Origin of the sequence: Microtetraspora glauca, assembly GCF_040656155.1 — a bacterium.
Classification (GTDB): Bacteria; Actinomycetota; Actinomycetes; order Streptosporangiales; family Streptosporangiaceae; genus Microtetraspora; species Microtetraspora glauca.
Genome location: NZ_JBFALK010000012.1, coordinates 177,601 through 202,679 on the forward strand (window position 1 = coordinate 177,601; position 25,079 = coordinate 202,679).

25 protein-coding genes, 1 tRNA gene and 1 pseudogene are annotated in these 25,079 nt (G+C 68.8%); 15 read left to right on the top strand and 12 right to left on the bottom strand.

Annotated elements, in window-relative coordinates:
• Positions 1-10: 10 nt before the first annotated feature.
• From AB0I59_RS22410 to AB0I59_RS22445, 8 genes and pseudogenes are all read left to right on the top strand, one after another.
• Positions 11-331: pseudogene (locus tag AB0I59_RS22410) on the top strand (DUF2637 domain-containing protein); the annotation flags it as partial.
• A gap of 206 nt (positions 332-537) precedes the next feature.
• On the top strand, positions 538-807 hold the full coding sequence (locus AB0I59_RS22415) for a hypothetical protein (RefSeq protein WP_358135641.1): 270 nt from the start codon (positions 538-540) through the stop codon (positions 805-807).
• Between the two features lie 14 nt (positions 808-821).
• Positions 822-1,187 (top strand): hypothetical protein, encoded by a 366-nt coding sequence (locus tag AB0I59_RS22420; RefSeq protein ID WP_358135644.1) that lies wholly within the window; start codon positions 822-824, stop codon positions 1,185-1,187.
• A gap of 22 nt (positions 1,188-1,209) precedes the next feature.
• Complete coding sequence (locus AB0I59_RS22425) at positions 1,210-1,383, top strand: hypothetical protein (protein WP_358135647.1); 174 nt, start codon at positions 1,210-1,212, stop codon at positions 1,381-1,383.
• Positions 1,380-1,514: a hypothetical protein gene (locus AB0I59_RS22430; RefSeq protein WP_358135650.1), complete on the top strand. Its 135-nt coding sequence runs from the start codon at positions 1,380-1,382 to the stop codon at positions 1,512-1,514. The genes AB0I59_RS22425 and AB0I59_RS22430 overlap by 4 nt, the downstream gene beginning before the upstream one ends.
• A gap of 101 nt (positions 1,515-1,615) precedes the next feature.
• Complete coding sequence (locus AB0I59_RS22435; RefSeq protein ID WP_358135653.1) at positions 1,616-2,992, top strand: replication initiator; 1,377 nt, start codon at positions 1,616-1,618, stop codon at positions 2,990-2,992.
• On the top strand, positions 2,992-3,183 hold the full coding sequence (locus tag AB0I59_RS22440; protein WP_358135655.1) for a helix-turn-helix transcriptional regulator: 192 nt from the start codon (positions 2,992-2,994) through the stop codon (positions 3,181-3,183). The genes AB0I59_RS22435 and AB0I59_RS22440 overlap by 1 nt, the downstream gene beginning before the upstream one ends.
• Complete coding sequence (locus AB0I59_RS22445) at positions 3,180-4,544, top strand: tyrosine-type recombinase/integrase (protein ID WP_358135658.1); 1,365 nt, start codon at positions 3,180-3,182, stop codon at positions 4,542-4,544. The genes AB0I59_RS22440 and AB0I59_RS22445 overlap by 4 nt, the downstream gene beginning before the upstream one ends.
• Positions 4,545-4,661: 117 nt before the next feature.
• On the opposite strand, the gene AB0I59_RS22450 is transcribed toward AB0I59_RS22445, so the two are convergent.
• The 3 genes from AB0I59_RS22450 to AB0I59_RS22460 all read right to left on the bottom strand — a co-directional run bounded on the left by AB0I59_RS22450 (position 4,662) and on the right by AB0I59_RS22460 (position 6,363).
• Positions 4,662-5,339, bottom strand: coding sequence for a hypothetical protein (locus AB0I59_RS22450; protein ID WP_358135661.1), 678 nt, complete (start codon positions 5,337-5,339; stop codon positions 4,662-4,664).
• A gap of 203 nt (positions 5,340-5,542) precedes the next feature.
• Complete coding sequence (locus AB0I59_RS22455) at positions 5,543-6,019, bottom strand: NUDIX domain-containing protein (RefSeq protein WP_358135664.1); 477 nt, start codon at positions 6,017-6,019, stop codon at positions 5,543-5,545.
• 259 nt (positions 6,020-6,278) lie between these two features.
• Positions 6,279-6,363 (bottom strand) — tRNA-Tyr (locus tag AB0I59_RS22460).
• 136 nt (positions 6,364-6,499) lie between these two features.
• Between AB0I59_RS22460 and AB0I59_RS22465 the strand changes: the two genes are divergently transcribed.
• From AB0I59_RS22465 to AB0I59_RS22480, 4 genes are all read left to right on the top strand, one after another.
• A complete protein-coding gene (locus AB0I59_RS22465; RefSeq protein WP_061253762.1) occupies positions 6,500-6,976 on the top strand; it encodes a GNAT family N-acetyltransferase in 477 nt (158 codons plus the stop codon).
• A gap of 362 nt (positions 6,977-7,338) precedes the next feature.
• A complete protein-coding gene (locus tag AB0I59_RS22470) occupies positions 7,339-7,872 on the top strand; it encodes an RNA polymerase sigma factor (RefSeq protein WP_358135666.1) in 534 nt (177 codons plus the stop codon).
• Positions 7,869-9,029: a CU044_5270 family protein gene (locus AB0I59_RS22475; protein WP_061253764.1), complete on the top strand. Its 1,161-nt coding sequence runs from the start codon at positions 7,869-7,871 to the stop codon at positions 9,027-9,029. Before AB0I59_RS22470 ends, AB0I59_RS22475 begins: the two co-directional genes overlap by 4 nt.
• A gap of 173 nt (positions 9,030-9,202) precedes the next feature.
• Entirely contained in the window at positions 9,203-9,694 is a 492-nt protein-coding gene (locus AB0I59_RS22480) for a YajQ family cyclic di-GMP-binding protein (protein WP_061253765.1), read from the top strand.
• A gap of 313 nt (positions 9,695-10,007) precedes the next feature.
• Here the strand turns inward: AB0I59_RS22480 and AB0I59_RS22485 are convergent, their stop codons facing one another.
• On the bottom strand, positions 10,008-10,295 hold the full coding sequence (locus tag AB0I59_RS22485; RefSeq protein ID WP_358135670.1) for a hypothetical protein: 288 nt from the start codon (positions 10,293-10,295) through the stop codon (positions 10,008-10,010).
• A gap of 321 nt (positions 10,296-10,616) precedes the next feature.
• Here AB0I59_RS22485 and AB0I59_RS22490 point away from each other — a divergent pair, with 321 nt between their 5' ends.
• Both AB0I59_RS22490 and AB0I59_RS22495 read left to right on the top strand, forming a co-directional pair.
• Positions 10,617-11,159 (top strand): helix-turn-helix domain-containing protein, encoded by a 543-nt coding sequence (locus AB0I59_RS22490; protein ID WP_228646433.1) that lies wholly within the window; start codon positions 10,617-10,619, stop codon positions 11,157-11,159.
• Positions 11,160-11,273: 114 nt separating this feature from the next.
• On the top strand, positions 11,274-12,236 hold the full coding sequence (locus tag AB0I59_RS22495; RefSeq protein WP_358135673.1) for a hypothetical protein: 963 nt from the start codon (positions 11,274-11,276) through the stop codon (positions 12,234-12,236).
• Between the two features lie 28 nt (positions 12,237-12,264).
• Here the strand turns inward: AB0I59_RS22495 and AB0I59_RS22500 are convergent, their stop codons facing one another.
• The 5 genes from AB0I59_RS22500 to AB0I59_RS22520 form a co-directional block, all read right to left on the bottom strand.
• Positions 12,265-13,515 carry a peptidase C39 family protein gene (locus AB0I59_RS22500; RefSeq protein WP_358135676.1) on the bottom strand — a complete coding sequence of 417 codons (1,251 nt, stop codon included), beginning with the start codon at positions 13,513-13,515 and terminating at the stop codon, positions 12,265-12,267.
• 457 nt (positions 13,516-13,972) lie between these two features.
• Positions 13,973-16,090, bottom strand: a complete 2,118-nt coding sequence (locus AB0I59_RS22505) for a dipeptide ABC transporter ATP-binding protein (RefSeq protein ID WP_358135679.1) — start codon at positions 16,088-16,090, stop codon at positions 13,973-13,975.
• 113 nt (positions 16,091-16,203) lie between these two features.
• A complete protein-coding gene (locus tag AB0I59_RS22510; RefSeq protein WP_061253769.1) occupies positions 16,204-17,055 on the bottom strand; it encodes an ABC transporter permease in 852 nt (283 codons plus the stop codon).
• Complete coding sequence (locus tag AB0I59_RS22515; RefSeq protein WP_061253770.1) at positions 17,052-17,999, bottom strand: ABC transporter permease; 948 nt, start codon at positions 17,997-17,999, stop codon at positions 17,052-17,054. Before AB0I59_RS22515 ends, AB0I59_RS22510 begins: the two co-directional genes overlap by 4 nt.
• 8 nt (positions 18,000-18,007) lie before the next feature.
• Positions 18,008-19,654: an ABC transporter substrate-binding protein gene (locus AB0I59_RS22520; RefSeq protein ID WP_358135683.1), complete on the bottom strand. Its 1,647-nt coding sequence runs from the start codon at positions 19,652-19,654 to the stop codon at positions 18,008-18,010.
• Between the two features lie 204 nt (positions 19,655-19,858).
• On the opposite strand from AB0I59_RS22520, the gene AB0I59_RS22525 reads away from it, so the two are divergent.
• Positions 19,859-20,872 carry a hypothetical protein gene (locus AB0I59_RS22525; protein ID WP_358135686.1) on the top strand — a complete coding sequence of 338 codons (1,014 nt, stop codon included), beginning with the start codon at positions 19,859-19,861 and terminating at the stop codon, positions 20,870-20,872.
• A gap of 275 nt (positions 20,873-21,147) precedes the next feature.
• On the opposite strand, the gene htpX is transcribed toward AB0I59_RS22525, so the two are convergent.
• The 3 genes from htpX to AB0I59_RS22540 form a co-directional block, all read right to left on the bottom strand.
• Positions 21,148-21,996 (bottom strand): zinc metalloprotease HtpX, encoded by an 849-nt coding sequence (gene htpX / locus AB0I59_RS22530; protein WP_061253773.1) that lies wholly within the window; start codon positions 21,994-21,996, stop codon positions 21,148-21,150.
• Between the two features lie 75 nt (positions 21,997-22,071).
• Positions 22,072-23,529 carry an NADH-quinone oxidoreductase subunit N gene (locus AB0I59_RS22535; RefSeq protein WP_358135690.1) on the bottom strand — a complete coding sequence of 486 codons (1,458 nt, stop codon included), beginning with the start codon at positions 23,527-23,529 and terminating at the stop codon, positions 22,072-22,074.
• On the bottom strand, positions 23,526-25,013 hold the full coding sequence (locus tag AB0I59_RS22540) for a complex I subunit 4 family protein (protein WP_358135693.1): 1,488 nt from the start codon (positions 25,011-25,013) through the stop codon (positions 23,526-23,528). The genes AB0I59_RS22535 and AB0I59_RS22540 overlap by 4 nt, the downstream gene beginning before the upstream one ends.
• Positions 25,014-25,079: the final 66 nt, after the last annotated feature.

Here is a 25,079-nt window from a genome sequence, read left to right on the forward strand (position 1 = left end):
CAGCATGAGCATGACCGTGTCCCGCCTGGCGCTACGGCTAGCCGACTCCGGACCGGTCATCGTCCTGGCCGCCATCGCCGGGGCCGGCAGCTTCACCCACATCCGCGACACCGCCGCCGCCAGCGGACAGAGCGGCTGGATGACCTGGGCCGTGGCGGTCTGCGTCGACCTCACCTGTGTCATGGCCGCTCGGGAACGCCAGCGGGACAAGAAGACCGGACGCGCCCGACGGGGTTGGGTGTCGTGGCCGACGCTCGTCCTCGTCGCCGGAATCGTCCTGTCCCTTGCCGCCAACCTGCACCAGGCCGAGCCGACCGTGTGGGGGTGGCTTACCGCCGCGACCCCTGCCGGGGCGTTCCTGGTCGCGGTGTCGATGCTGGAGCGGCGGGCCTCCGGCCCTCGTCTGGAGCCGTCCCCGGTCCCGTCCACAGCCGACGTCCCGGCGTCCTCGCCGATCAGCGCCTCGCCGTCCGCGTCCGTTGCCCTCTCACCGTCCAACCGTCCGGCGCCGTCCTCAACCGTCACGGGCTCGTCTCGGTGTCGGCCTCTCCGTCCTCGACCGATGGCGGGCCGTCCTCATCGGGCGAGGCCTCGTCCTCCATCCCGGCTCTCGTCCCCACCGACGAGGACGAAGTTCCGGGACCCTCCCCGGCGCTCGTCGACTACGCCCGGCGGGTGGCCGACGAACACCACTCGAAACACGGCAAGCCGATCACTCGTGACCTGCTCCGCGCCCGCCTGGGCGTGTCCAACCAACTCGCCTCAGACCTGCTCCGCACCCTGCGGACCGCACCCGACGCCCTCTGAAAGGACTAATCGCCATGTCCACCATCGACCGAATGGCCATCGTCGCTGGTCTGCGCGCCCTGGCCGATTTCCTGGAGGCCACCCCCGCCATCCCTGCCCCCGACTTCCCGATCTCGATCCGCTGCTTCCCCAAGCGGGGGAGCGACGCCGAGATACGCGCGGAGATCGACCACATCGCCGAACTCCTCGGAACTGAGATCGATCCGGACGACCTGCCGTTCGGCCACTACAAGACCGGCCTCGACTTCGGCCCGGTCCGCTTCGAGGCGGCCGCCGTTCTCGCCGGCGCCCGCGCCCGCTATGCGGCCGAAAGCAGCTACTTCGGCTGCGTCCAGCCCGACCCCATCAACTCGACCACCGACCCGGCACCCGCCGCCTGACCACGAAAGGAGAAACCCGATCATGCGAATCCGCATCGACGGCACCCACGCCGAACTCGCCTACACCATCAACAAGATCCGCACGATCCTCCCGGTCGGCTCCATCTCGCCGATCTACCGCCGCCGACGCCCGTACTCCTGGCGCGTGTTCATCGACACCGCCCCCAACCGCACCGGAACGAGGTGGATCACGTGACTCCCGACCAGGAGGACGCCCGGCCCGTCGACCTCACGCCGAAGCGCTGGCAGTGCTGCCACTGCGGAGGAACCGGCGTCGACAGCCACGGCGAGACCTGCCCGCACTGCGAGGGCCTCGGCTTCTGCTGAGCCTCGGCGCCCCCGGCGTGACCGCACAACCGCCAAGAAGTCCGTCACGTCGGGGGCCATCCCACATCCGAACCGCGAAGCCCGGAAGGGACAGCCCCATCATGCCAACCACCCACGCCAAAGCCGGACTCATCGCCCGGCTCCACGACCCGCAATACGCCCGCTGGGCATCCCAGATCAGGAAGACCGGCGGCTGCCGACAGCCCGTCCACCTGCGCGGCAAAGTCGAACACATCGACCGCGCCACCGGCGAACTGCTCCACCGCTACAGCACCCACCTCGAACCGAACGGCGTCCTGCGGGTCGCGTGCAAGACCCGCCGCGCCTCGCGCTGCCCGTCCTGCGCCGAGACCTACCGGGCCGACACCTACCAACTCGTCCGCGCGGGCCTCGTGGGCGGGAAAGGCGTCCCCGAGACGGTGACCGCTCACCCGTGCCTGTTCGTCACCCTCACCGCTCCCTCCTTCGGCGTCGTCCACACCAGGACGGAGAAGAACGGCAAGGTCCTTCCGTGTCACGCCAGGCGCAACGCTGAGACGTGCCCGCACGGCGTGGTCATGTCCTGCACCGCCCGGCACGGGGCCGACGAAACATGCCTCGGTGAACCGCTGTGCCCGGACTGCTACGACTACGCCGGGTCGGTGCTGTTCAACGCAACCGCCCCCGAACTGTGGCGGCGCTTCACCGAAGCACTTCGCCGGCGCTTCGCCCGAACCTCCGGCCTCACGCTCAAGGAGCTGCGAGAACGCCTCGTCATCTCCTTCGCCAAGGTCGCCGAATACCAGCGCCGTGGCGTTGTCCACTTCCACGCCGTGATCCGCCTCGACGGCCCCGACGGACCCACCTCGCCGCCTCCGGCATGGGCGATCGCCGACGCCCTGGCCGACGCCGTACAGCACGCCGCCTCCGCCGTCACCGTGACCATTCCGGCCGTGGCTGGGGAACCGTCGCGGATCTTGCGGTGGGGTGATCAGCTCGACGTCCGGCAGATCACCATGAGCGGCGAACTCACCGAACAGGCCGTTGCCGCCTACATCGCCAAGTACGCCACCAAGGCCGCCGAATGCGTCGGCACTCTGGACCGTCGCGTTCAGCTCCTCGACGACCTGGCGGCTCTGCCAGTGCGTGAGCACGCTCGGCGGCTGATCGCCGAATGCCTCCGGCTCGGCTCGCTGGAGGAGCTGGCCGACCTGCGGCTGATCCAGTGGGCGCACATGCTCGGCTTTCGCGGCCACTTCTCCACCAAATCCCGCCGCTACTCCACCACGCTCGGCGCGCTACGCGCCGCACGGGCCGACCACATGCGCGACGAGCAGATCACCACGGGACGGCTCCCCCTCTTCGAGGAAGACACCGTTCTCGTCCTCGCCCACTGGGAGTACGCCGGACAGGGGCTCTCCGCCGGTGACGCCCTCCTCGCCGCCACCCTCACCGGGAGGCCGTTCTCACCCTCGACGCCGATCGGGAGTGGTGCCTGATGATGCGCAACGACCAGCTTCTTACTGTGCCCGAGATCCTCGAACAACTCGGCGGCGTCTCCCGCCGGACCTTCTACCGGTGGCGCGAACTCGGCCACGCACCAAACTGCATCAAGCTGCCTAACGGCGAGCTCCGCCTATGGCGTAGCGAGCTCATGGTCTGGCTGGAGACCCTCCGGGAGGCGGCGTGAACACCTCCTATGACGTGAAGCTCTGGGCGATCACCCGAAACGAGTCGAGCAAGACCCCGTCCTATGTGGTGCGTTGGAAGGTGGGCGGTCGGCCGAGGTCGAAGACGCTGCGAACCAAGGCCCTCGCTGAGAACCTTCTGTCCGACCTCCGGCAGGCGGCCAAGCGCGGCGAGCCGTTCGATATGGAGACGGGTCTCCCCCTGTCCATGCTCCAGGCCAAGAGTGCCCGGACGGTCTTCGACTTCGTCCGGGCCTATATCGAGATGAAGTGGCCCCATGCTGCGGCCAAGACCCGGGACAGCATCTCTGACGCGCTCGCCACGGCGCTCCCTGCACTGGTGAAAGAACGTCCCGGCCGTCCTGACGCAGAGTCGCTGCGGACGGCGCTGCGCAAGTACGCCCTCCTGCCTCAGAGCAAGCGTTCTGTCGCTCCCCCGGACGCGACGCGGGCGATTCGCTGGCTCGAAGGTGCCTCGCTCGACCTGACCGACCTCGCCGAGACAAGAACCGTACGGTTGGCGCTCGACGCCATCGCGCTTCGGCTGGATGGCAAGGCGGCCAGTGCTAACACAATCAGGCGCAAGCGGGCCGTGCTGCACGCGCTCTTCGAGTACGCGGTCGAGCTGGAGGAGCTTTCGGCAAATCCACTGCACCGGATCAAGTGGAAGCCGCCCAAGACGACGGAGACGGTAGACCCTCGCGTGGCGGTCAATGCTCGGCAGGCTCAAGAGCTCCTAACCGCGGTGACATACGTCGGCAGGCGGGGACGTGGCCGACGACTCATGGCGTTGTTCGCCTGCATGTACTACGCGGCGCTTCGCCCCGGTGAGGCCGTCGCCCTGCGGAAGGGTGATTGCCACCTTCCGGCAAGCGGCTGGGGGCGCCTCCTCATCGACGTGTCCCGCCCTGAGGTCAATACGCAGTGGACGGACACGGGCGACGCCCACGAAGAACGCGGCCTCAAGCATCGGGGCCGTGACGACGTGCGGCCGGTGCCCATCCCGCCAACCCTGGTCAAGATCCTTCGGCAACACATCGCAGAGTTCGGAGTCGGCTCGGACGGCCGGATCTTCCGAAGCGAACGCGGTGGGGTGGTCGCCTCGACGGCCTACACGGAGGTCTGGCAGGAAGCCCGAAAGCTCGCCTTCACTCCTGCTCAGGTCGCCTCTCCTCTCGCTCGTCGGCCGTACGACCTCCGGCACGCGGCCGTCTCACTCTGGCTCAACGCAGGCGTCTCGGCTCCCGACGTGGCCGAACGGGCGGGGCACAGCGTTGACGTCCTCCTGCGCGTCTACGCCAAGTGCCTCGACGGCCAACAGGAGATCGCCAATGGAAGGATTGCCGACGCCCTCGGGGCGTAATGCGGGATCTCAGGGTCCGGGCCCGGAAGACCTCCGGGCCCTTCCGTATTTCACTTGCAGGAATGCATAGCCTGGCCGCAAGCCCAGGTGCGCAATATGGCCGCTTGAGCTGGCTTGCTAGGGAGTTATAGAGACCTTGGGGGCCGGCGATTTCGTTGGATCAGCGCCACAACAAGTGACGTTAGGAGTCTCGATGAAGTCGACTAGCCTTGACTCGTCATGATCTATGGTGAGAGTTGTATCGTTCGCATACAATTTCACCCTCACCCGATACCTCGTGCCAACTGAAGGGTTATGCAGCCAACAGCGAAACGTGAGGCCAGCCGCCCTAAAGGCAGCCATCTTCACATCGCAGTTCGATACAAGCAACGAATCCTTTTCCTCATCGTATGGATACGACGACTCCGACCTAGCATCTAACACCTCGGCTGTAGCCGAGTAGAGGCTGTCGCTAACTCCTCGGACGTTAGCCTTTACTATTACGACAATCCCCTTCTCATCAAACGGAGGCTGCGGGAAGCGGGCGTCGCCGTTTTTAAGGATTCCGACCTGTTGGCCCCCATACCCGGCCTTCCTTGGGAGGAAGTTATTGTAAGTAATGCCTTGCTGGATGGCGATCCGCTCCAGGCTTACCGACATCTCATCCACGGGACGCGAGTTAGGGTCAACCGCGTACAGAACATCCACCGACGAAGCAGCCACCGCAACGATCGCCGCAATCACTGTCACCACGGCTGTTGTACCGGACCCGAACCTATGCCACCAGTTCTCACCCTTGCCGTTCTCCTTGGACACACTCCTGACAGCAGATGCTTCAGCCGCATCGACCATCTCTAGCCACCCGTCTCGACACAAAGCGTCCTGTGTGTGACTGAACGTGCGATTGAGGCAAAAGGTTTCCAGCACGTCTCCTGTGGCTACTGTTGCCATATCCCGCAGGTCGGCGCAGTTACAGCCATGTGACATGCGTGGCGGAATGCGAAATTTGCTGCCGTTTGTCACCCTATGTGCGGGAGATACATTTCGGTGAGGTAGTGGTCGATGCGCAGGGCCATTGAGCGGTCCATGGGGAGGGCTTCGACATGATGGCGGGGTATCCATCGGACCTCGGTCGACTCGCTGCTCGGGGTCGGCTCGCCCGCGACGGCGCGAGCGGTGAGCACGATGGAGAACTCCTGACGGGCCTCGCCGTTGCTGGTGTAGAGGATCACGTGCTTGGGGTCGGTGTAGATGCCGACCAAGCCGGTGATCTCGCACAGCACGCCGGTCTCTTCGAGGGTCTCCCTCACCGCGGCTTGCGGGAGGGACTCGCCGAGGTCGATCGCGCCGCCGGGGACGGCCCAGTTGCCGTTGTCACTGCGGCGGATCATGAGGATGTCGCCGGCCTCGTTGGTGACGACGACGTTGACGGACGGCACAAGGCTGTTCGGAGCGGGGGCGTCGGGGTCGTCGTAGAAGTCGATCCGTCGCGCCATGGTCACGACATTACCGATGCAGGGGCGCTCCCGCCCTGTAAGCCTGTCCAGGTAGACGCCGATCGCGTCTCCGCTGGCACATCCGTCAGCTTGGTGCATGCTTGCTGTGAAACAGCCCGCGCGACCTGCGGGAACGCCCTCAAGATCATTGCGCGTATATTGCGCGATCATCGACATACGGCCGCTCAGAGCGGCACACGGCTGCATGATCCGGAAAAGCAAAAGAGCCCCCGGAGGGGCTCTGAGCTGCCGTTATGGCTGGTGGCAGGTCCAGGGTTCGAACCTGGGTAGGCTGAGCCGACGGTTTTACAGACCGCTCCCTTTGGCCGCTCGGGCAACCTGCCGTGTCTTCCGCTTGTCGCGGCGACAGGTAGAAGAATAGCGGACTTCGGGCGTGCGCGTGACACCGGTTTGTCCCGGCCCGAACCGGACGGCCGTACGTCTACAGGGACACCACCATGCTCGCGAGATGATTGCCTCATGATCAGATGGGCTGACAACGAGGACCTCGAAGGACTGGTCGAGGTCGAGCTCGCGGCTGACCGGACATTCGCCCCTCTGGGCATCGTCTTCCCCCCTGGCACCACAATGATCGAGGAGTGCGACGATCCCGGGCGTGTGATCGTCGCCGGTCGGCCGGCGGTGGGGTTCGCCCTTCTCGGGCGGGTCGACGGGCTGCCGCACCTCGATCAACTCGCGGTGCATCCCGACCACCACAACCAGGGCATCGGCACGCGGTTGCTCGACGCCGTCTGCGACGAGGCCGCGACCGGCGCCGCCGCGATCACTCTCACGACATTTCGTGACGTCCCCTGGAACGCGCCCTGGTACGCCCGGCGCGGCTTCGCCGTACTGCCTCCGGAGAAGTGGGGGCCGGAGCTGCGGGCCCTGGTCGAACACGAGCGTGCGCTGGGCCTCGAACTGGCACCCCGCGTGGTCATGCGCAAGGACCTCTGAGCCCATGGACCGCTGATGTACGGAGCAACAAGGAGAGGACGCCGATGGCCGACAGCGGTTTCGAGCATCGGCCCCTGACACCCCGCATGTGATCTGTCCGTTCGCCTCTCGGTGCTCCGAGTTTCCGCGGCTCGGGGCACTGCGTCGTTCCGGGATGTGGCCCTCCGCCGCGTCGGCCAACCGCGGAAGGAACCGTGCCTGAAGCGCTCCACCTTCTCGGCCGCACATCGCATCTGGAGTCATCTCCGCGAAAGCGCTGCCCACCGATCCTCGTGAGATCACCGGAAACCAGCCAGTTCGGTAATGCCCCCGATATTCCGGACATGGAGTTGGGTGACCGATGATCCAAGTGAGGAGGCCGGATGGGATCGGATCCCCACGGCCGGTTCGTGGACATATACGAACGTGCCTACCGCCCGATACTCGGGTACGTCCTGCGCCGCTGCGAGGATCCCGACGACGCGGCCGACGTGGTGGCGGAGACCTTCGTCACCGCGTGGCGGCGCATCGACGAGATCCCACCGGGCGACGAGGCACGGCTCTGGCTGTACGGCGTGGCACGCAGGACCCTCGCCAACCACCGGCGCGGTGAACGACGTCACGAGCGGCGCACCGCCGCACTGCGCGAGCAACTCGCCGCCTCCCCCGCGCTGGCCGCCCCGCCGCCGGGCGAGTACACACAGCTCGGCCGGGCCTTCGCCGGCCTCAGCGACGACGACAGGGAGCTGCTGTCGCTGGTCGCCTGGGAGCAGCTCGACACCGAGCAGGTGGCGCGAACGCTCGGCATCACACGCAACGCCGTGCGCGTCCGGCTGCACCGCGCGCGCAGGCGGTTCGCCCGCACCCTGGCCGCCACCGGAATCGACCTTCCGCTCATGGAGAGGACCGCACCGTGAACCTGACCGACCTCGCCAGAGTGCATGACGACGACCTGGGCGACGACCCGGCCGGGCAGGCGTCCGGAGCGGGGGCTCGAACGCTGCTGACCTCGATCATGTCCGAGCCGCCGGGTCAGGGGGGCAGGCCGCGCGCGAGGCGACTGCGCGGGCCGGTGCCGTGGCTGGCCTCCGCGGCCGGCTTGGCCGCCGCCGCGACCCTGGTGGTCACCGTGGTGGTGGCGCCGGACGGGCCGGTTCCGAACCCGTCTCCCACCACGGCCTCGCCCGGAATCCAGCCGTCGGCGCGCCAGGTCCTGCTCGCCGCCGCGTCCGCCGTCATGAAGGTGCCGACGTCGGGCGCGTATTGGCGTACCACCACGATCTCTGGCATGGACGCGATATCGCCTGATCGCGGCTACGTGATCAGGCGGCGTTTCTCCAGGGAGGAGTGGCTGGCGCGTCGGCCGGGAGCGCAGAGCTGGTGGATCTCGCAGTACCTCGGTGCTAAACCGCTCACGGACGAGGACGAGGCCGCCTGGCGTAAGGCGGGCTCACCTACCGAGTGGAGGTATCCGCTCGACATGACCGAATATGTCGGGGTCAACTCGTCGGAGGTGGTGCGAGCCGCCGCCGAGGAGAAGGTGGCCACGCGGCTGCGCGGCAAGTGGAAGGGCTCGGGCGGGACGCTGGCGAAGGAGCGCATCACCTGGGACGAGATCCGCCGCATCCCGAGTGGCGAGCGGGAGCTGCGCGCCTACCTCGAACAGCGCATCACCGCCCATGCCAAGGGTGGCGGGAACGATCCGGAATGGCGGGAGTCGGCCCTGCAGGGAAGCTGCATGGAAGTCTTCAGCCTGCCGGTCTCGCCCGCAGTCCGTGCCTCCGCTTACCGCATCCTGGCCACCTTTCCCAAGATGACGTCTCTTGGCAAGGTGAAGGATCCGCTCGGCCGTACGGGCGAGGCACTCGGGTATCAGACGCGCGACAGCATCCGGGCGGGCACCAACCAGATCGTGATGGTGATCGATCCCGAGACGGGTATGCCGCTCTCGCAGTCGTCGACGAGCACGATCGGACTCGCCGATGGGCGCACCGTGGAGGTCACGGGCTTCTGGGCCCTCCGGCGGATGGGCTGGACCGACGAGAAGCCGTCCCTGCCCGCCAAGCGCGATTGACGGCGGAGGAGCGAATAGTGCCTGCACCCCAGCATCGGACGATGCTCGATAGGCTGATCCATACGTGAAGCTGTCACGGGTCGGTCCCGTGAAAAGCCGCGCGCATCGCTGGTGACACCTGTGTGGGCGCCTCCCGACGATGAGCCGGACCAACAGTGAGAGAGGTTTGTGCTTTGGCAGATTCGTCATTCGACGTCGTCAGCAAGATCGACCGCCAGGAGGTGGACAACGCACTGAACCAGACGGTCAAGGAGGTCGGACACCGCTTCGACTTCAAGGGCACCGGAGCGAGCATCTCCTGGTCGGGCCAGAACGACGTCGAGATCAAGGCGAACAGCGAGGAGCGCGCGAACGCCGTTCTCGACGTGTTCAAGGAAAAGCTGATCAAGCGTGGCCTCTCGCTCAAGGTCCTCGACGCGGGTGAGCCGAAGCTGTCCGGCAAGGAATACCGCCTGATGGTCGCCCTCAAGGAGGGCATCGACCAGGAGAACGCCAAGAAGATCTCCAAGCTCATCCGGGATGAGGGCCCGAAGGGCATCAAGGCCCAGATCCAGGGTGACGAGCTCCGCGTCAGCTCCAAGAAGAAGGACGACCTCCAGGAGGTCATCACCCTTCTCAAGGGCAAGGACCTCGACATCGCCCTGCAGTTCACGAACTACCGGTGACGGAGCGGTGATCCGGACGGGTCACCGCTCTTCCATCTGGTGCCGCGTGACTGCCCGGCCGGTGGCCGCTTCGCGGGTCAGCACGAGCCGCGCACACGAGCCGCGCGCACGTGCCGCCCCGGCACGCCTGATGCTCGACCTCCTCGGCTGCCCGGACACGTGCCCTCTGAGGAGTCGCCGCGTCCGGGAGGGAATCATCGACCGGCTGTGGCCGCCGGAGGCATGTCCCCGGCGAGACGTGCGGGCTCCCGGCCTCCTTCACCGGCACCACCGCCCGCCCCGAGCCGTCCCTCGGGGCGGAGCCGTACGGGCCTCAGGCGCGCTTCCACCGCCACTTGCCGTTGCTGTACCGCACGCACCTGTACTTACGGCCCTTGTACTTGTCATAGCCGTACTTCCCATGCGCCGCGGCCGGGCAGTACGCCCCGGGCGTGACGCAGTTCCAGTGGTCACCGACCCGCTGTACGCCGCACGCGGCGGACACGAACGCCGGCGCCGCCACCGACACCGCAGCCGACGCCGGCGCCGCCACGGACACCGCAGCCGACGCCGGCGCGGGGCCGGCGAGCAGGCCGGTCGCGATGACGGCGACGGCGGCCAACGATGCCGTGGAGAGCGGAACGCCTCTGGATGCTCGAGAAGCCGGAGATGACGCCGAAGCGGCGGGGATCCGCATACGCACTCTTTCCGAAGGGGGATGTGAGAGTGGAATACACCCCCGACCCCGCCTTGTCCCGCTAAATCATCAAGATTGGCATAATCTCGCTGGAGAACGTCACCGCAGGGCACATCGAGGGCACGTGAGACGACGAGAACACCGACAGCCACGGCACCCGGCGATCACGCTCACGATTCGCCGGACGGGACGGCCCTCTGATCGGGCCCATCCGTTCTACGCGGAGGCCCTACGAAGGGTGCTCGGGTGACCGCCCTCTCTGAGCAGGTACGGGCGGCGATCGCCGGAAACGTCCGGCACGCCCGCCGTACGAGAGGGCTCAGCATCCGTGACCTCGCCGACCGGTGCGGGTTCAGCAAGGCCCTGCTGTCGCAGATCGAACGCGGTCTGGCCAACCCGACGGTGGAAGTCCTGTCGGGGATCGCCGAGGCCCTGGAGCTCTCCTTCGCCGACATCACCCGGACCCCGCTGTACGAGCCGCAGGTGATGCGGCGCACGGCGGCCGACGCGGCGGCGCGCACGCTCCTCAGTTCGGTGGATCGCCGCCGCTTCGAGATCTACGAGTCTCTGCTGCCGCCGGAGCACAGCCACGAGAGCGCGCCGCACGGCCGCGGGTCGGAGGAATTCGCCTATGTGGTGTCCGGCGCGGTGACCCTGGAGATCGCGACCTGGACGGTACGGCTGCGCGCCGGAGACGCGGTCCGGTTCTCGTGCGAGGTCGAGCACAGCTACCAGACCGGCGCGCGGGCCACCCGCCTGCTGACCATGGTCTCCATGCCCTCCGACTAGCGTCGCCTTCCACCGTTCCGCCCGCCCCCGGCCCCTTCCTCCGCATGATCCGCCCGGCTCCCGCGCGCCCGTACGATGATCGCCCGGTTCCCGCGCGCCCGTACGATGATCGACATGCCCCTCACACCCTCCGAGGTATCCGCCGACCCCGTACAGGCCGAACCGGTGAACACGCCCGTGGCCGTGGCCGACGGCACCCCTACCAGGACGAACCCCGCCACGGAGCCCTCCGACGCCGAAGAGGGCACCGGTGTGGTCGACCTGCTCGAACGCGGCGGTTCGATCATCCTGCCGATCGGCATCGCCCTGTACGCCCTGCTCTACCTGGGCATCCAGCAGGTCTACGGCGTCTTCAACATCAGCCCCGAGCAGGCGGGCATCGACCAGGCGACCATGTTCGGCCGCCTCGTGGGAACGCTGATCCTCCTGGCACTCGGCGGCGCCCTGATCCTCGGAATCATCGTGGCGATCTGCTGGCTGGTGGACAAGGCCACCCTCGGCTGGGCCACCCGGCTGGTCCGGGCCATACGGCGACGCCCCTGGGCGATGGCGTCCGTCGGCGCGCTGTGGTGCGGCGCGAGCTACTGGGGATTCCTCGGCTACCTCGACCTGGACGAGGGCGCGACATTCGCCTCGATCGTGATCGTCGCGGCGATCATCGGCGTCCTCGCCTTCCTCGTACCGTTTCGGCTGCTGCGCTCCCGCCCGGTCGGCCGAGCGGGCATGAAGATCGTGGTGGCCGCGTTCACCGGGATCGGGCTCGGTTTCGCGCTCATGGGCCAGATGGAGAGCGACGCCGCCGACCTCGCCACCACCGGGCGGTCCAGCCTTCTGCTGAGCATGGTCGGTTTCCAGGACCAGTGGGCGGTCGCGGTCGATCGCGAGAGCGACAAGCCGCTGCGCGACGGCGAAGAGGTGCTGCTGCTGGGCGAGCACGAAGGCGTCTACGTCTTCTACGACTGCGCCAAGCAGGAAACCTTCCGCAGATCGATGGAGGCGACCGTCATCCGCCAGATCATGCTCGACCCCGAGCGCCCCGACGACTACCAGTGCGGGGCGCCGCAGCCCGCGTCGTGATACTCCCCGACGCGGCCAGACGCGGGGATCAGGCCGCCCTGAGCACCACCATGCTCCGATAGCTGGGCGCGCCATACCACGCCAGCCGGTCCAGCGTCGCGGCGGGAAGGGGCAGGTCGAGGGCGTCGAGGTAGGTCTCTCCCAGGTCCGCGTCCGTCCACGGGTCGTTGGCGTAGAAGATGTCACCATCCACGCTGTGCACCGTGATCCAGTGCGGCGAGGGCTCGGCGTGCATCCCGAGCTGCTCGATCAGCACCAGCGCGATGCCGCCGTCGGCCAGGACCGCGCGCAGGCGGTCCAGGTCGAACGCCGCCGTCTCCACCGCGATCCCCCGGTCGGCCAGGTCGGCGCGGAAGCCCGACTGGATGAACCGCCGCAGATCGCGCTCCTCGTCCGTACGGCACAGCTCCAGCAGGATCGGCCGTTCGGTCGACAGCAGCACCTCGGGGACGGCGCCCCGGTCGGCGGCGGCGAGCGCCAGCCCGAGGGGATCGCATCCGGCCACGGTCGTGGCCTGGCGCCACATGCGCATCTCCTCGGCCCGGTCCGGCTGGTCCTGCAGTCCAAGCCCGCACAGCGCCAGCTGCAGTGCCACCGGCCCGCAGGTGAAGTCCGTGGTCTGCCGCATGTACGGCAGAGCCCGGTCGGGGGCCGCCCCCCGCCATCGCACCTGTCCGTAACCGGTGTCCGCCGGGTCGCTGGTGACCGGCGCCGCCCACACCGGAACCGGCATCTCCTGATACCCGCGTTCCAGCGAACGCCGCCAGGCGGTCGTCCCACCGGCATCCGCGGAAGCGTCGTTCCTCCCGGCATCGGCGCCACCACCGTGGCCCCGGCCGTCGCCGGCACGGTCGTCATCGGCCCCAGGGACGTCCACGGGGCCCCCGGCGACGTCCACGGAGTCCCCGGCCATGTCCACGGAGACTCCGGCAACGAACCCGGGAACCTCATCACCGGCGAAGCCGTCGTTCTCACGGTCGGCGGAGTCCTTGGCGGCGAACCAGCGTTTGACGGCGACCGCGCCGTCTCGCCAGGCACGCTCTTCGATGGTGTCCACCAGGATGTCGGCCACCCGCTCGTCCGGCGACCAGACGTCCACGATCTTCCGGTAGGCGGTCAGCGGGCGGTGTACCTCGAACGCGGCCCCCACCAGCACACCGCGGGTACGGGCCGTGACGAGGGTGCGTACCTGGATCCCTCCGGCCAGCCGCCAGCGGCGCAGGATGTCCTCCGGCAGGTCCCGGATGCCGTCGGCGACCTCCCCGACGTCCCCGATCACCGGCAGAACGTCGATGTCAAGCGTGTCGGGGTCCAGCGCACGACCATCGAGCGCACGACCATCGGCCGCGCCATCTTCAAGCGCCGGACCTTCAAGCGCCAGATCTCCAACCGCACGGCCGTCGACCCCATCGGCACCCTGAGCACCACGGGCACCGATGGCGACCGTATGGACATCACGTTCAGACATGTACGCGCAACCCCTTAGTCCGCTTTGGGAGTGTTTCGAGGATCTTTGCCGTAGCGAGGATCAGCCGGATGGACGCCTCGCAAGGCGGAGGAGAAGGTCGGAGCGGAGCCTCCGGCCCGCATGCCCGGGGCCCGCGAAACTCCGGGCCCACATACCCGGGGCCCGCGAAACTCCGGGCCTGCGAGCAGGTGCCGTGAGTGGGGCCGACGACACCGCGAGGCGCCATCCGAGCGACCGCGGTAGGCCGAGCAGGACCACGCCACACGGCCTAGTCCGCCGCCGGGATGGAGGCCAGCAGCCGTTGGGTGTATTCGTGCGCCGGAGCACCCAGCACGGAGTCGACGGGTCCCGTTTCCACCACCCGACCGTGGTGCATGACGTAGACGCGATCCGCGATCTGCCGGGCGACCGCCAGATCGTGGGTGATGAACAGCAGAGTCAGACCGAGCCTGCGCCGCAGGTCCGCGAGCAGGTTCAGCACCTGTGCCTGCACGGAGACGTCCAGCGCGGACACCGACTCGTCGCAGACCAGCAGATCGGCCCTGGGGGCGAGCGCTCGCGCGATGGCGACCCGTTGGCGCTCGCCGCCGGACAACGCCCGCGGCCTGCGACGGGCGTACGCCGCCGGAAGTCCCACGAGCTCCAGGAGCTCGCCCACCTCGGACTTCGGCCGTCCGGCCGCCCGCAACGCCTCGGCGAGCGAGGTGCCGACGGTCAGTCCGGGGTTGAGCGCGGAGTACGGATCCTGGAAGACGATCTGCACCCGCCTGGCCCCCGTGGCCGTGCCGTGGAAGTCGATCCGGCCGGTGTCCGCCCGCTCCAGGCCCACGACGCACCGGGCGAGGGTGGTCTTGCCCGAGCCGGACTCGCCGACCACCGCGACCGTCTCTCCCGCCGCGATCGTCAGATCGACCCCGTCCAGGGCCGGTACGGCAGAGCCCGGGAACGTCTTGGCCAGTCCTTCCACGCTGAGCAGCGGCGAGGCCGGAATCCCCTGGTCTTCCCCAGCATGGAACAGAGACGCCGCGGCCTCCCTGCCTCGCCCGCTGTGCTCAGGAGAAGGCGAGACCGTCTCTGCTGGAGAAGATGGGACGGTCTCCGCCGGAGAAGACGAGACGGTCGCCGCCGGAGGGAGCGGAACTGCCACCGCCGGAGGAGGCGGCACGGTCTCCGCCGGAGAGGGCGGGACGTCCACCGGGAGACCCGCCGTCTCGGGACGCAGGCAGGCCGCCCGATGTCCCTCGGCCACCTCCGCCAGTGCGGGCTCCGCCATACGGCAGGCGTCGACGGCGAAGGCACACCGTGCCGCGAAGGCGCACTCGGCACCGACCGACGAGGGCTGGGGGACGGACCCGGGAATCGTCGGAAGCACCGGGAGCCGGTGGGTGATCGGGGGGTCACAGGCCGCCAGCCGCGCGGTGTAGGGATGCGCGGGCGCGTCCATCACCAGGGCGGTCGGCCCTTCCTCGACCAGCCGGCCCGCGTACATCACCATGATCCGATCCGCCCTGCTGCGGGCGAGCCGCAGGTCGTGGGTGATCAGGATCAGCCCCATATCGCGTTCGCGCTGGAGCCCGGCGATCAGCTCCAAGACCTCGTGCTGGGTGGTGACGTCGAGTGCCGTGGTCGGCTCGTCGGCGATCAGCAGGTCAGGATCGGCGGCCAGCCCCGCCGCGATCGCGACGCGCTGGCGCATGCCTCCGGAGAGCTGGAACGGGTACTTCTCCGCGACATCGGCGGGCAGCCCGACCTCGGCCAGCAGACGCGCCACACGCTCGGCCCGGCCGCGCCCCGAGATCGCCCAACCGATCTGCTCTCCGCAGCGATGCACCGGGGACAGCGACGTGAAGGGATCCTGGAGCAGCAGCGCGATCCGCGATCCCCGGACGTCGCGCCAAATCGTTCCCTGCGCGGCCAGATCGATCTCACGCCCGGAGCGCCCCGCAGGCCCCGCATGCCCGAAAGGTCCCGCATGTCCGGAGGACCCCGCATGCCCGGAAGACCCCGCATGCCTGGAACGCCCCGTCGGCTCCGAAGGCCCCGCAGGCTCCTCCGTAGGCGCTGCACGCCCTGCCTGGCCGGAACGCCCTTCCACAAGTCCTGCACGTCCTGACAGCCCGGAACTCCCCTGCGCGAGCTCTGCGCGCCCGGGGAGCTCCATCCGACCGGTGGCGCGTACGCCTTCGGGCAGCAGTCCGGTCAGCGCCTTGACGGTCATCGACTTGCCTGACCCGGACTCCCCCACGATGGCGACCGTCTCGCCGGGCGCCACGGTGAGATCGAGCCCGGCGACGATGGTCCCGGAGGCCGACGCGACCCGGAGGTCGCGTACGGCCAGCATCGGGGCCGCGACCATAGCCGCCGTCGAACCGTCGACTGCCGCCATCGGTCCATCGCCTGCCGCCGCGGAACCGTCAATCGTCATCGGGCCACCGCCTGCCACCGTGGAACCGTCACCGTTCATCGCGCCATCGCCAGCCGCCGCGGAACCGTCACCAGTCATCGCGCCACCACCCGTCGGTCCAGCAGGTCGGAGAGCCAGTCGCCGAGCAGGTTCACCGCCGTGGCGGTCAGGATGATCAGCACCCCGGGAACGACGGCCGCGAGGGGGTTGTCGCCGAGTAGCTGTCGCCCGTCCGCGAGCTGGCGTCCCCAGTCGGGGGCACCCGGCGGGACACCGAGGCCGAGGTACGACAACGAGGACAGCGCGACCAGCGCGAAGGCGACGTTCAGCAGCAGGTTCGCCACCACGATCGGCACGATGTTGGGCGCGATGTGCCGGAACATGATCCTGGACGGGCGGATGCCGAGCACCCGCGCCGACTCGATGTACGGCCGGGGCGCCTGCTCGATGACCGCACCGCGCACCAGCCGTACGTCCGACGGCGAGAACAGGACGATCAGCACGACGACCGTGACCCAGTAGCCCCTGCCGACCAGTCCGGCGACGACGATGGCGAGCAGCACGGCGGGAAGCGCGAGCAGCAGGTCGGCGTAGCGACCGGCCAGCATGTCGACGATCCCGCCCCGGTATCCGGCGTACGTGCCGAGGAAGAACCCGATCAGCATCGATCCCACGGCGACGACAACCGGCCCGGCCAACGCCGAACGGGCGCCCGCCAGGGAGAGCTGGAGGATGTCCCGGCCGAGCTGGTCGGTGCCGAACAGGTGGCCGTCGACGCCGCCGCCGACCACTCCGAGATAGATGTCCTGTTCCAGCGCCTTCGGGGCGATGATCTCCTGGGCCAGGGCGCAGATCGCGACGAAGGCCAGCAGCGCGGCCGACACGATCGCGACGACCGGGATCCGCCTGCTACGTCCGTTGGCCGTACTGTCCGGGCGCGGGCTCATCGGCGCACCGCCCTGGCTCGTACGCGCGGATCGATCAGCAGGTACGACAGGTCGACGAGGAACGCGGCCGCGGATACCACGAAGGCGACGGCGAGCGTGAGTGCCTGCACCACAGGGATGTCCTTGAACAGCACCGACTCCTCCATCAGCGACCCGAGGCCGGGCAGGGCGAAGGTGACCTCGATGAGCACGGTGCCGCCGAACAGGTAGGCGACCATCAGGCCCAGGCTCGTGACGATCGGGATGGCGGCGTTGCGCAGGACGATGCGCAACGTCGCGCCCTCCGACAGGCCGCGGCCGCGGGCGAAGGTCACGTAGTCCTGGTCGAGCTCGCGGATCACCGCGGCCCTGGTCAGCTTGACGACGAAGGCGCCGAGCCCGAGCGCCAGCGCCACCGCGGGCAGCGCGAGGTGCCAGAGGGAGTCGAGGAATCCCTCACCGGTTCCGTAGATCGGGAACCAGCCCAGGCCGAGCGCGAAGACGTACAGCAGCAGGAGACCGATCGCGAAGCCGGGCGCGCTGACCCCGACGACGGAGACCGTGACGAGCACCCGGTCGAGCCAGCGGCCCCGGCGGACCGCCGTCGCGATGCCCGCGGGGACGCCGACGAGGACGGACAGCAGGAACGCCAGTCCGGCGGTGGCCGCGGTGATCCCGGTCTTCTCCAGCATCAGCGGCCCGATGGGGCGGCCGGTGCGGATGGAGGTGCCGAAGTCGCCGGTGACCGCGTGCGTCAGCCACCGCCAGTACTGCTGCAGGAACGGGTCGTCCAGGTGGTACCGGGCGCGGATCTGGGCCAGCGCCTCCGGGGTGACATTGCGGGTGCCCAGCAGGTTGCGGGCGACGTCCCCCGGCGCGAGGTACAGCAGCCCGAACACCAGCAGGGAGAGCGCGAGCAGCAACAGCAGCGTCGCGCCCGCCCTGCGCAGGACGAAGGCGAGCACCGGGCTTCTCACTTGGCCGCGTACAGGTGTTCCGGCCAGTTGGCCAGCAGGGTGTAGGAGGTGTAGTCGTGCACGCCGACGGCGCTGCTCAGCGCGATCGCGGACTGTCCCCACCACAGCGGAAGGTAGGCCACGTCGGCGGCCTGGGCGCTCTGCGCCTCGATCAGCAGCGCGGCCCTCTTGGCCGGCTCGGACTCGGCACCGGCCTTGGCCATGGTGTCGGTGATCGTGGCGTTGGTGTACTTCGCCGGGTTGCCCTCGCCGAGGAACCAGCTCGCGAGCTCGCCCGGGTCGCCGGTGGTGTTGAAGTACCACATGTAACTCAGCGGCGGGAAGGTGTTCAGCTCGGCCAGCCACTGCTCGATGGGCAGTTCCTTGACGTCGAGGGTGATCCCGATCTTCTTCAGGTCCGCGGCGAAGGCGAGCGCGGCCGTGCCCAGGTGCGGTCCGGTGTTGGGATACGAGAGGGCGGCGGTGAACCCGTTCGGCACCGACGACTGGGCGAGCTCCTTCTTGGCCTGCTCCAGGTCGTACGCGTACTGCGGGATCGCGGCGAGTTCCTTCGTCGCCTGGTCCGGCGTCCAGAGCCCGCCGAACTGCTCGGGCGTGGACAGCGCGGTCGCGACCTGCCCCCGGCCGTGCAGGATGTTCTTGACGATGGCGTCGCGGTTCACCGCGTGCGCGATGGCCTTGCGCACGTGGACGTCGTCGAACGGCTTGGCCGACACGTTGAAGGTCAGCCCGGCGTAGGACCGGTCGGCCGCGTAGACCACACGGGTGCCGGCCGCCGACTCCCATTGACGCGCCTGGGCCAGCGGCACGTTCAACGACATGTCGGCCTTGTTCGCCTTCCATGCCAGCAGGCGGGTGTTGTCATCGGCGATGAACTCGAACCGGATCTTGGCGACCTTCGGCCGGGTGCCCCGCCAGGTGTCCACCCGGGTGAGCTCGACGTGCGAGTCCGGCGCGAAGTCGGTCACCTTGTACGGCCCGGAGCCGACCAGGAGGGACTGGGCCGTGCCGATCTGGTTCTTCGCCTTCTCCCAGGCGGCCTTCGGAGCGATCCACAACGCGTCGACGTTGGACGGGATCCATCCGAACGCCTCGTCGGCGGTCTTGCTGGACAGCGTGATCTCGTTCGCGCCCGACTTGGTGGCCTTGTCGAGGTTGGCCCAGTAGCTGGCGGTGCTCGGCGACGCCTTCGCGTCCCTGGCCATCTCGATCGAGTGGAGGATGTCGTCGGCGGTGACCGGGCTGCCGTCGTGGAACCTGGCGTCGTCGCGGATGGTGTAGACGTAGGTCGTCGGCGAGGTGCGCTCGACCTTCGAGGCCAGCGCCGGGACGATCGCGCCGGAGGTGTCGACGCCGACGAGGCCCTCCATGCAGATGCCGGCCACGTAGTAGTTCAGGATGCCGGACTCCTGGCCCGGATAGAGGTTCGACAACGATCCGGGCAGTGCGACCCGCAGCAGTTCGATGTCCTTGCCGGTGTCCGCGCCCTCCGCGGCGCTCCCGCCCGATCCGGACGACTCGGGGGCCGGTGCCGCGCCGCACGCTTCCAGCAGCGTGGCGGCAGACAGGATGGTCACACCTGTGACGGCCGCCTTGAGCAGCCCGCGACGGCTGAGAACGCCGCGCTCGTCGATACCTGCCATGCCACACCTTCCCGGCACTGTGATCTGTCTACCAAAACACCCCAAATGGCTAGAAGTAGTAAACACCATCAATGTCCGGATCTTCCATAGCTTTCCCTACTGGAACAGTAGGGAAATGCTGTGACATTCGACACACCGTGGCCTATTCGTAACGCAACCTTTCGGCCAAGCCCGGCATCTATCAGATGACGAAAGGAGCAAGCGATGACAAGGAAACTGGCGGTCCTCGCCGCCGCGGTCGCCGCGACGGCCTCCGCCCTGGCCGTCCCCACCGCCGCGGAGGCGAAGACGGGAGCCGCCTCCGCCGCGAGCGCCCAGATCCGCTACGCGTGGGTGAAGTCATGCCCGAAGAAGGACTACACCGTCCCCTGCGGGTCGTGGACCCTCGCCCTGCGCGACGGCAAGACCCGTAAACTCACCGACGCCCGGGTCAACCCCGTGACCGCCTCCGGCAAGGTCGACAAGGACATGGTCTCGACGCTCGCCATCAGCGGCGACGGCCAGAACGTGGCCTACTTCCGCAAGTCGGACAACAAGCTGGTCGTCCGCGACCTCGCGGCGAACCGGGTGCGCGTACTGCCCGGCAAGGCGGCCCTCGTGCCCAAGGGCATCGGCATGGGCGACGTCGCCGCCACCCTGTCCCCGGACGGCGACAGCGTCGTGATCGAGTACCAGGACGACGCGGGCAAGCTCCCGTCGCTGCTGGTCGACATGAACGCGGGCAAGGTCACCAAGATCCGGGCGAATGTCGACGTCCAGGGCTTCAGCCCCGACGGCCACCACATCCTGGCGTCCCGGTACACCAGCGAGAACACCACGGAACTCGTCGTCTTCGACGAGAGCGGCGCAACCACCGGCCGCAAGGTCGTGCCGCAGGTGATCGCGAACAACATGCCGCAGGCCCTGGCGAACGACGGGAACACCGTCGCGGTGATGATCAGCACGTCGGGGGGCAAGCAGCGGGTACGCGTCTACGACCTGGCGAGCGACACCGTCGGCGACGCCGTGAACGTGAACACGCCGAAGAACGAGTCGCCCCACCGGCTCAGCTGGGACGACTCCGACAACCTGACCCTGTGGCAACTGCGCAACGACGCCGAGGGCAACACGACGGGCATCGTCCGGCGCTCCCTCGACCCGACCTCGGGCGCCACGAAGAAGGCCGACACATTCACGATCACTTCCAAGATGTACATGTGGTGGCTGCCGGGCGAGTGACGCCGCCCGCACGTACCGCACAGGATCCGCACACGGATCCGGAGACGGAACCGGAGACGGAACAGATGACGGACCGGTCGCGCACCCTCGCCTCGACGTGACCGGTCTGCCGGAACGCCGTCAGTGACCCGATCCGACTGAGCGCCGTCCGTGACCCGGCCTTCCGGGGCGCCGTCGATGACCCGTCCGACGGAACGCCGTCAGCGGACCCTCCGATTGAGCTCCGTCGGTGGACCCGTGCGGAACGGAGCGCCGTCGGCGGAACCCCCGGGCCGTCAGCGGCGGTAGCCGGCCATCCGCTCCAGCCGGGCGACCCGCTCGGCGGTCGGCGGGTGGGTGGAGAAGAGCTTGCCGATGCCCGCGCCGCGGAACGGGTTCGCGATCATCATGTGGCTCGCCGAGGCCAGCCGTCCGTTCTCCGGGAGCGGCAGCCGCCGGGCCCCCATCTCGATCTTGCGGAGCGCGGAGGCCAGCGCCAGCGGATCACCGGTGAGCCGGGCACTCGACTCGTCCGCGGCGAACTCACGCGACCGGGAGATCGCCATCTGGATCATCGAGGCGGCGACCGGACCGAGGATCATCATGAGCAGCGCACCGAGGAAGCCCGGACCGTCGTCGTCATCGGAGCCGAAGAATATCCCGATGTATCCGAAATAGGTGATCATCGTGGCCAGTGCACCCGCGACCGACGAGATCAGGATGTCCCGGTTGTAGACATGGGACAGCTCGTGCCCGATCACTCCCCTGAGCTCCCGCTCGTCCAGCATGACGAGGATGCCGTGGGTGACGCAGACGGCCGCGTTACGCGGGTTCCGCCCGGTCGCGAACGCGTTGGGCTGCATTGTGGGGGAGACATAGAGCCGGGGCATCGGCTGCCGGGCGTCGTTGGACAACTCCCGGACGACGCGGTAGAGAACCGGCTGCTCCACCTCACTGACGGGCCGGGCCCGCATGGCGGAGAGGGCGATCCGGTCGGAGAAGAAGTACGCGATGCCGTTGGTCAGAAGCGCGACCACGAGGGCCAGTCGCACACCGGAGCCGCCTCCGAGCCAGGCACCCGCCGCCAGGATCAACGCAGAGAGAGCCCCCAGAAGGATCGCGGTACGCAGGCCGTTGTGGTGCACGCCTCCTCCTCACGATTTGGTGCGTTCTCCCTTACCAACGCGTGTGGCCTGGCAGAACGTTCCCAATGGGAAAGGTCAGCCGGAGGCGGAGAGAACGAGCTGCGGAGCGACGGAGAAGGCCAGCGTGACCAGGACGGCGACCCCCACGGCGACCGTGACCGGCACCGATCGGGTACGGCTCGCGCCCGCCGGGCCGGGAGCGAACAGCCGGGCCGTCCACGCGATGTAGTAGTAGAGCCCGATGACCGTGTTGACCGCCATCACGACGGCCAGCCACCCGAGGCCGCCCTCCACGATCTCCCGGAACACCACGACCTTGGCGAACAACCCGGCGAGCCCAGGGGGCAGGCCGGCCAGGCAGACGAGGAAGAAACCGAGCGCGACGGCCGTGCCCGGCCTGCGGGAGGCCAGACCGCGATAGTCGTCCAGCTCGTTCCGCGGCGCCGTACGGGAGATCGCCATCACCACGGCGAACGCCCCCAGGTTCATCGCCGCGTAGATGACCAGGTACGACATCGACGCGGTGAACGCACGGCCGCCGACCACCGCGAGCGGGGCCAGGATGTAGCCGGACTGGGCCACCGACGACCACGCGAGCAGCCGCAACGCGGCGCGCTGGCGCAGGGCGAGGACGTTGCCCGCGGTCATGGTCGCCGCGGCCACCACCGCGACGACCGGCCCCCACAACGTCGCCTGGTCGCGCAGCCCGGTGACCAGGATCAGGATCAGCCCGGCGAACCCGGCGGCCTTGGAGACGACGGAGAGCAGCGCCGCCACCGGGACGGGCGCGCCCTGGTAGACGTCACCGGCCCAGAAGTGGAACGGCACAGCGGCCACCTTGAACGCGAACCCCGCCAGCACCAGCACGACGGCGACCGACACGACCCCGGACGCGCCCGAGCCCGCGGAGGCCGCGGAGAGGGCCGGGGAGAGCCGCTCCAGGTAGAGGGTCCCGGTAAGGCCGTACAGCAGGGAGACGCCGAACAGCGTGATCGCGGTCGAGACGACGGAGACGAGGAACAGCTTGAGCGCCGCCTCCGAGGCCCGGCCGTCGTACCGCTTCAGGGCGGTCAGCGCGAACACCGGCAGGGACACCACTTCGAGCGCCACGACGAGCGTGGCGAGGTCGCGCGCGGCGGGCAGCAGGACCGCCCCCGTCAGCGCGCTCAACAGCAGGAAGTACCACTCGCCGGCCGGGATCCTCCGGTCGGTCAGCTCGGCCATGGACAGCAGCACGACCACGATCCCGGCGACGAGCGCCAGCCCGGACATGACCAGGGTGAAGCGGTCCACCACGAAGGAGCATCCGCCGCCGCCCAGCGAGTCGGGCACGCAGAACGTGCGCCGCCGCCCGCCTCCGGCGGCCTGCGCCATCAGGACGCCGAACGCCGCGACGACCCCCGCCAGCGTGACGAGCCCGAGCGTCCCCGGCGTACGGCGGGGCAGGAAGGCGTCGAGCAGCAGCACCACCCCCGCCACCAGGGCGAGGATCAGCGGCGCGGCTATCGCGACGTAGTCGATCGACTGGATCACGAGCCCACCCCCGGGAGGATCGCCTGGACGGCGGGCGTGGTGATCGCGAGCAGCGCCTTGGGCCACAGGCCGAAGAGGAGCGTCAGAAGCACCAGCGGCATCCAGGCGGCCAGCTCGTACGCGGTCACGTCCACCGCCGGCCCGCGATCTCGCGCGGGACGGCCGTGCGTCACCCGGGACAGCATGAGCAGGAAGTACGCGGCGGTCAGCACCGTGCCGATGCCGCCGATCACCATGAACGTCAGGAACAGCGGCCGGGACAGCTCGACGGCGGGCCGGAACGCCCCGAACAGCGCGAGCATCTCGCCCCAGAACCCGGCCAGACCTGGCAACCCCAGCGACGCGACGCAGGCGAAGGTCAGCAACGAGCCGATGTACGGCAGGCGGCCCAGCATCCCGCCACCCAGCCGGGCCATGTCGGCCGTGCCGTACCGGTCCTTGACCGCCCCGGCGACGAAGAAGAGCAGTCCGGTGATCAGACCGTGCGCGACGTTGCCGAAGAGCGCGGCGTTCACGCCGACCGGAGTCAGCGTCGCGAAGCCGAGCAACACGAACCCCATGTGCCCGACCGACGAATAGGCGATCATCCGTTTCAGGTCGCGCTGGGCGAGGCAGGCCAAGGACCCGTAGATGATGCCGATCACCGCGAACGCCCCCAGCCATGGGGCCACCGTGGCGGCCCCCTCCGGGAGGATCGGGATCGCGATGCGCGCGAAGCCGTACGTGCCCATCTTGAGCAGCACCCCGGCGAGCAGCACCGAACCCACGGTCGGAGCCTCGGTGTGGGCGTCCGGCAGCCACGTGTGCAGCGGCCACATCGGGGCCTTGACCGCCAGACCGGCCCCGATCGCCAGGAACGCCAGGATCTGCGTCGAACGCGCGATGCCGTTGCCCCGGGCGAGCGCCACCATGTCGAGCGTCCCGGCCTGGGACCAGACGACCAGCAGCCCCAGCAGCAGGACGGCGGATCCGAGCAGCGTGTAGAGGATGAACTTGACCGCCGCCGCCCGGCGCTCCGGCCCGCCCCAGACCGCGATCACGAAGTACATCGGGACGAGGACGACCTCGAAGAACACGAAGAACAGCAGGAGATCGAGCGCGAGGAACGTGCCGATCATGCCGGTTTCGAGGACGAGCAGTGTGAACGCCAGCGCCCGCGGCCTGCTCTGCGGGCGGCCAGCCAGGTGGACGAAACACAGGAACGTCAGCAGCGCGGTCAGCACGACCAGCGGCAGCGAGATCCCGTCCACGCCGAGGTGGAACCGCAGGTCAAGGCCCGGGATCCACGGCACGTCCGTCTGGAACTGCATCCGCGCGGTGTCCCCGTAGTCGAAGACGGCCGCCATCGCGACGGCGAGGGCCAGCGTCACCCCGGACACGGCGAGCCCGTACCCGCGCGGCACCCGTCCCGCGAACCTCGGCAGGAGGAGCACGGCGGCCCCGAGCAGGGGCACGGCGAGCATCGCGATCGGGATCCAGCTCATCGGCGGGACACCTCCGGAACCCGTACCGACCGGCCCGGAACCGGTCCCCACGGCGAAGCATCACGA

Coding starts and splice junctions, on each gene's coding strand:
- AB0I59_RS22440 (WP_358135655.1), top strand. CDS start 2,992: ATGATGCGCAACGACCAGCTTCTTACTGTGCCCGAGATCCTCGAACAA.
- AB0I59_RS22510 (WP_061253769.1), bottom strand. CDS start 17,055: ATGAGCCCGCGCCCGGACAGTACGGCCAACGGACGTAGCAGGCGGATC.
- AB0I59_RS22470 (WP_358135666.1), top strand. CDS start 7,339: ATGGGATCGGATCCCCACGGCCGGTTCGTGGACATATACGAACGTGCC.
- AB0I59_RS22435 (WP_358135653.1), top strand. CDS start 1,616: ATGCCAACCACCCACGCCAAAGCCGGACTCATCGCCCGGCTCCACGAC.
- AB0I59_RS22520 (WP_358135683.1), bottom strand. CDS start 19,654: ATGGCAGGTATCGACGAGCGCGGCGTTCTCAGCCGTCGCGGGCTGCTC.
- AB0I59_RS22540 (WP_358135693.1), bottom strand. CDS start 25,013: ATGAGCTGGATCCCGATCGCGATGCTCGCCGTGCCCCTGCTCGGGGCC.
- AB0I59_RS22465 (WP_061253762.1), top strand. CDS start 6,500: ATGATCAGATGGGCTGACAACGAGGACCTCGAAGGACTGGTCGAGGTC.
- AB0I59_RS22505 (WP_358135679.1), bottom strand. CDS start 16,090: ATGGCGGCAGTCGACGGTTCGACGGCGGCTATGGTCGCGGCCCCGATG.
- AB0I59_RS22425 (WP_358135647.1), top strand. CDS start 1,210: ATGCGAATCCGCATCGACGGCACCCACGCCGAACTCGCCTACACCATC.
- AB0I59_RS22420 (WP_358135644.1), top strand. CDS start 822: ATGTCCACCATCGACCGAATGGCCATCGTCGCTGGTCTGCGCGCCCTG.
- AB0I59_RS22525 (WP_358135686.1), top strand. CDS start 19,859: ATGACAAGGAAACTGGCGGTCCTCGCCGCCGCGGTCGCCGCGACGGCC.
- AB0I59_RS22455 (WP_358135664.1), bottom strand. CDS start 6,019: ATGGCGCGACGGATCGACTTCTACGACGACCCCGACGCCCCCGCTCCG.
- AB0I59_RS22495 (WP_358135673.1), top strand. CDS start 11,274: ATGCCCCTCACACCCTCCGAGGTATCCGCCGACCCCGTACAGGCCGAA.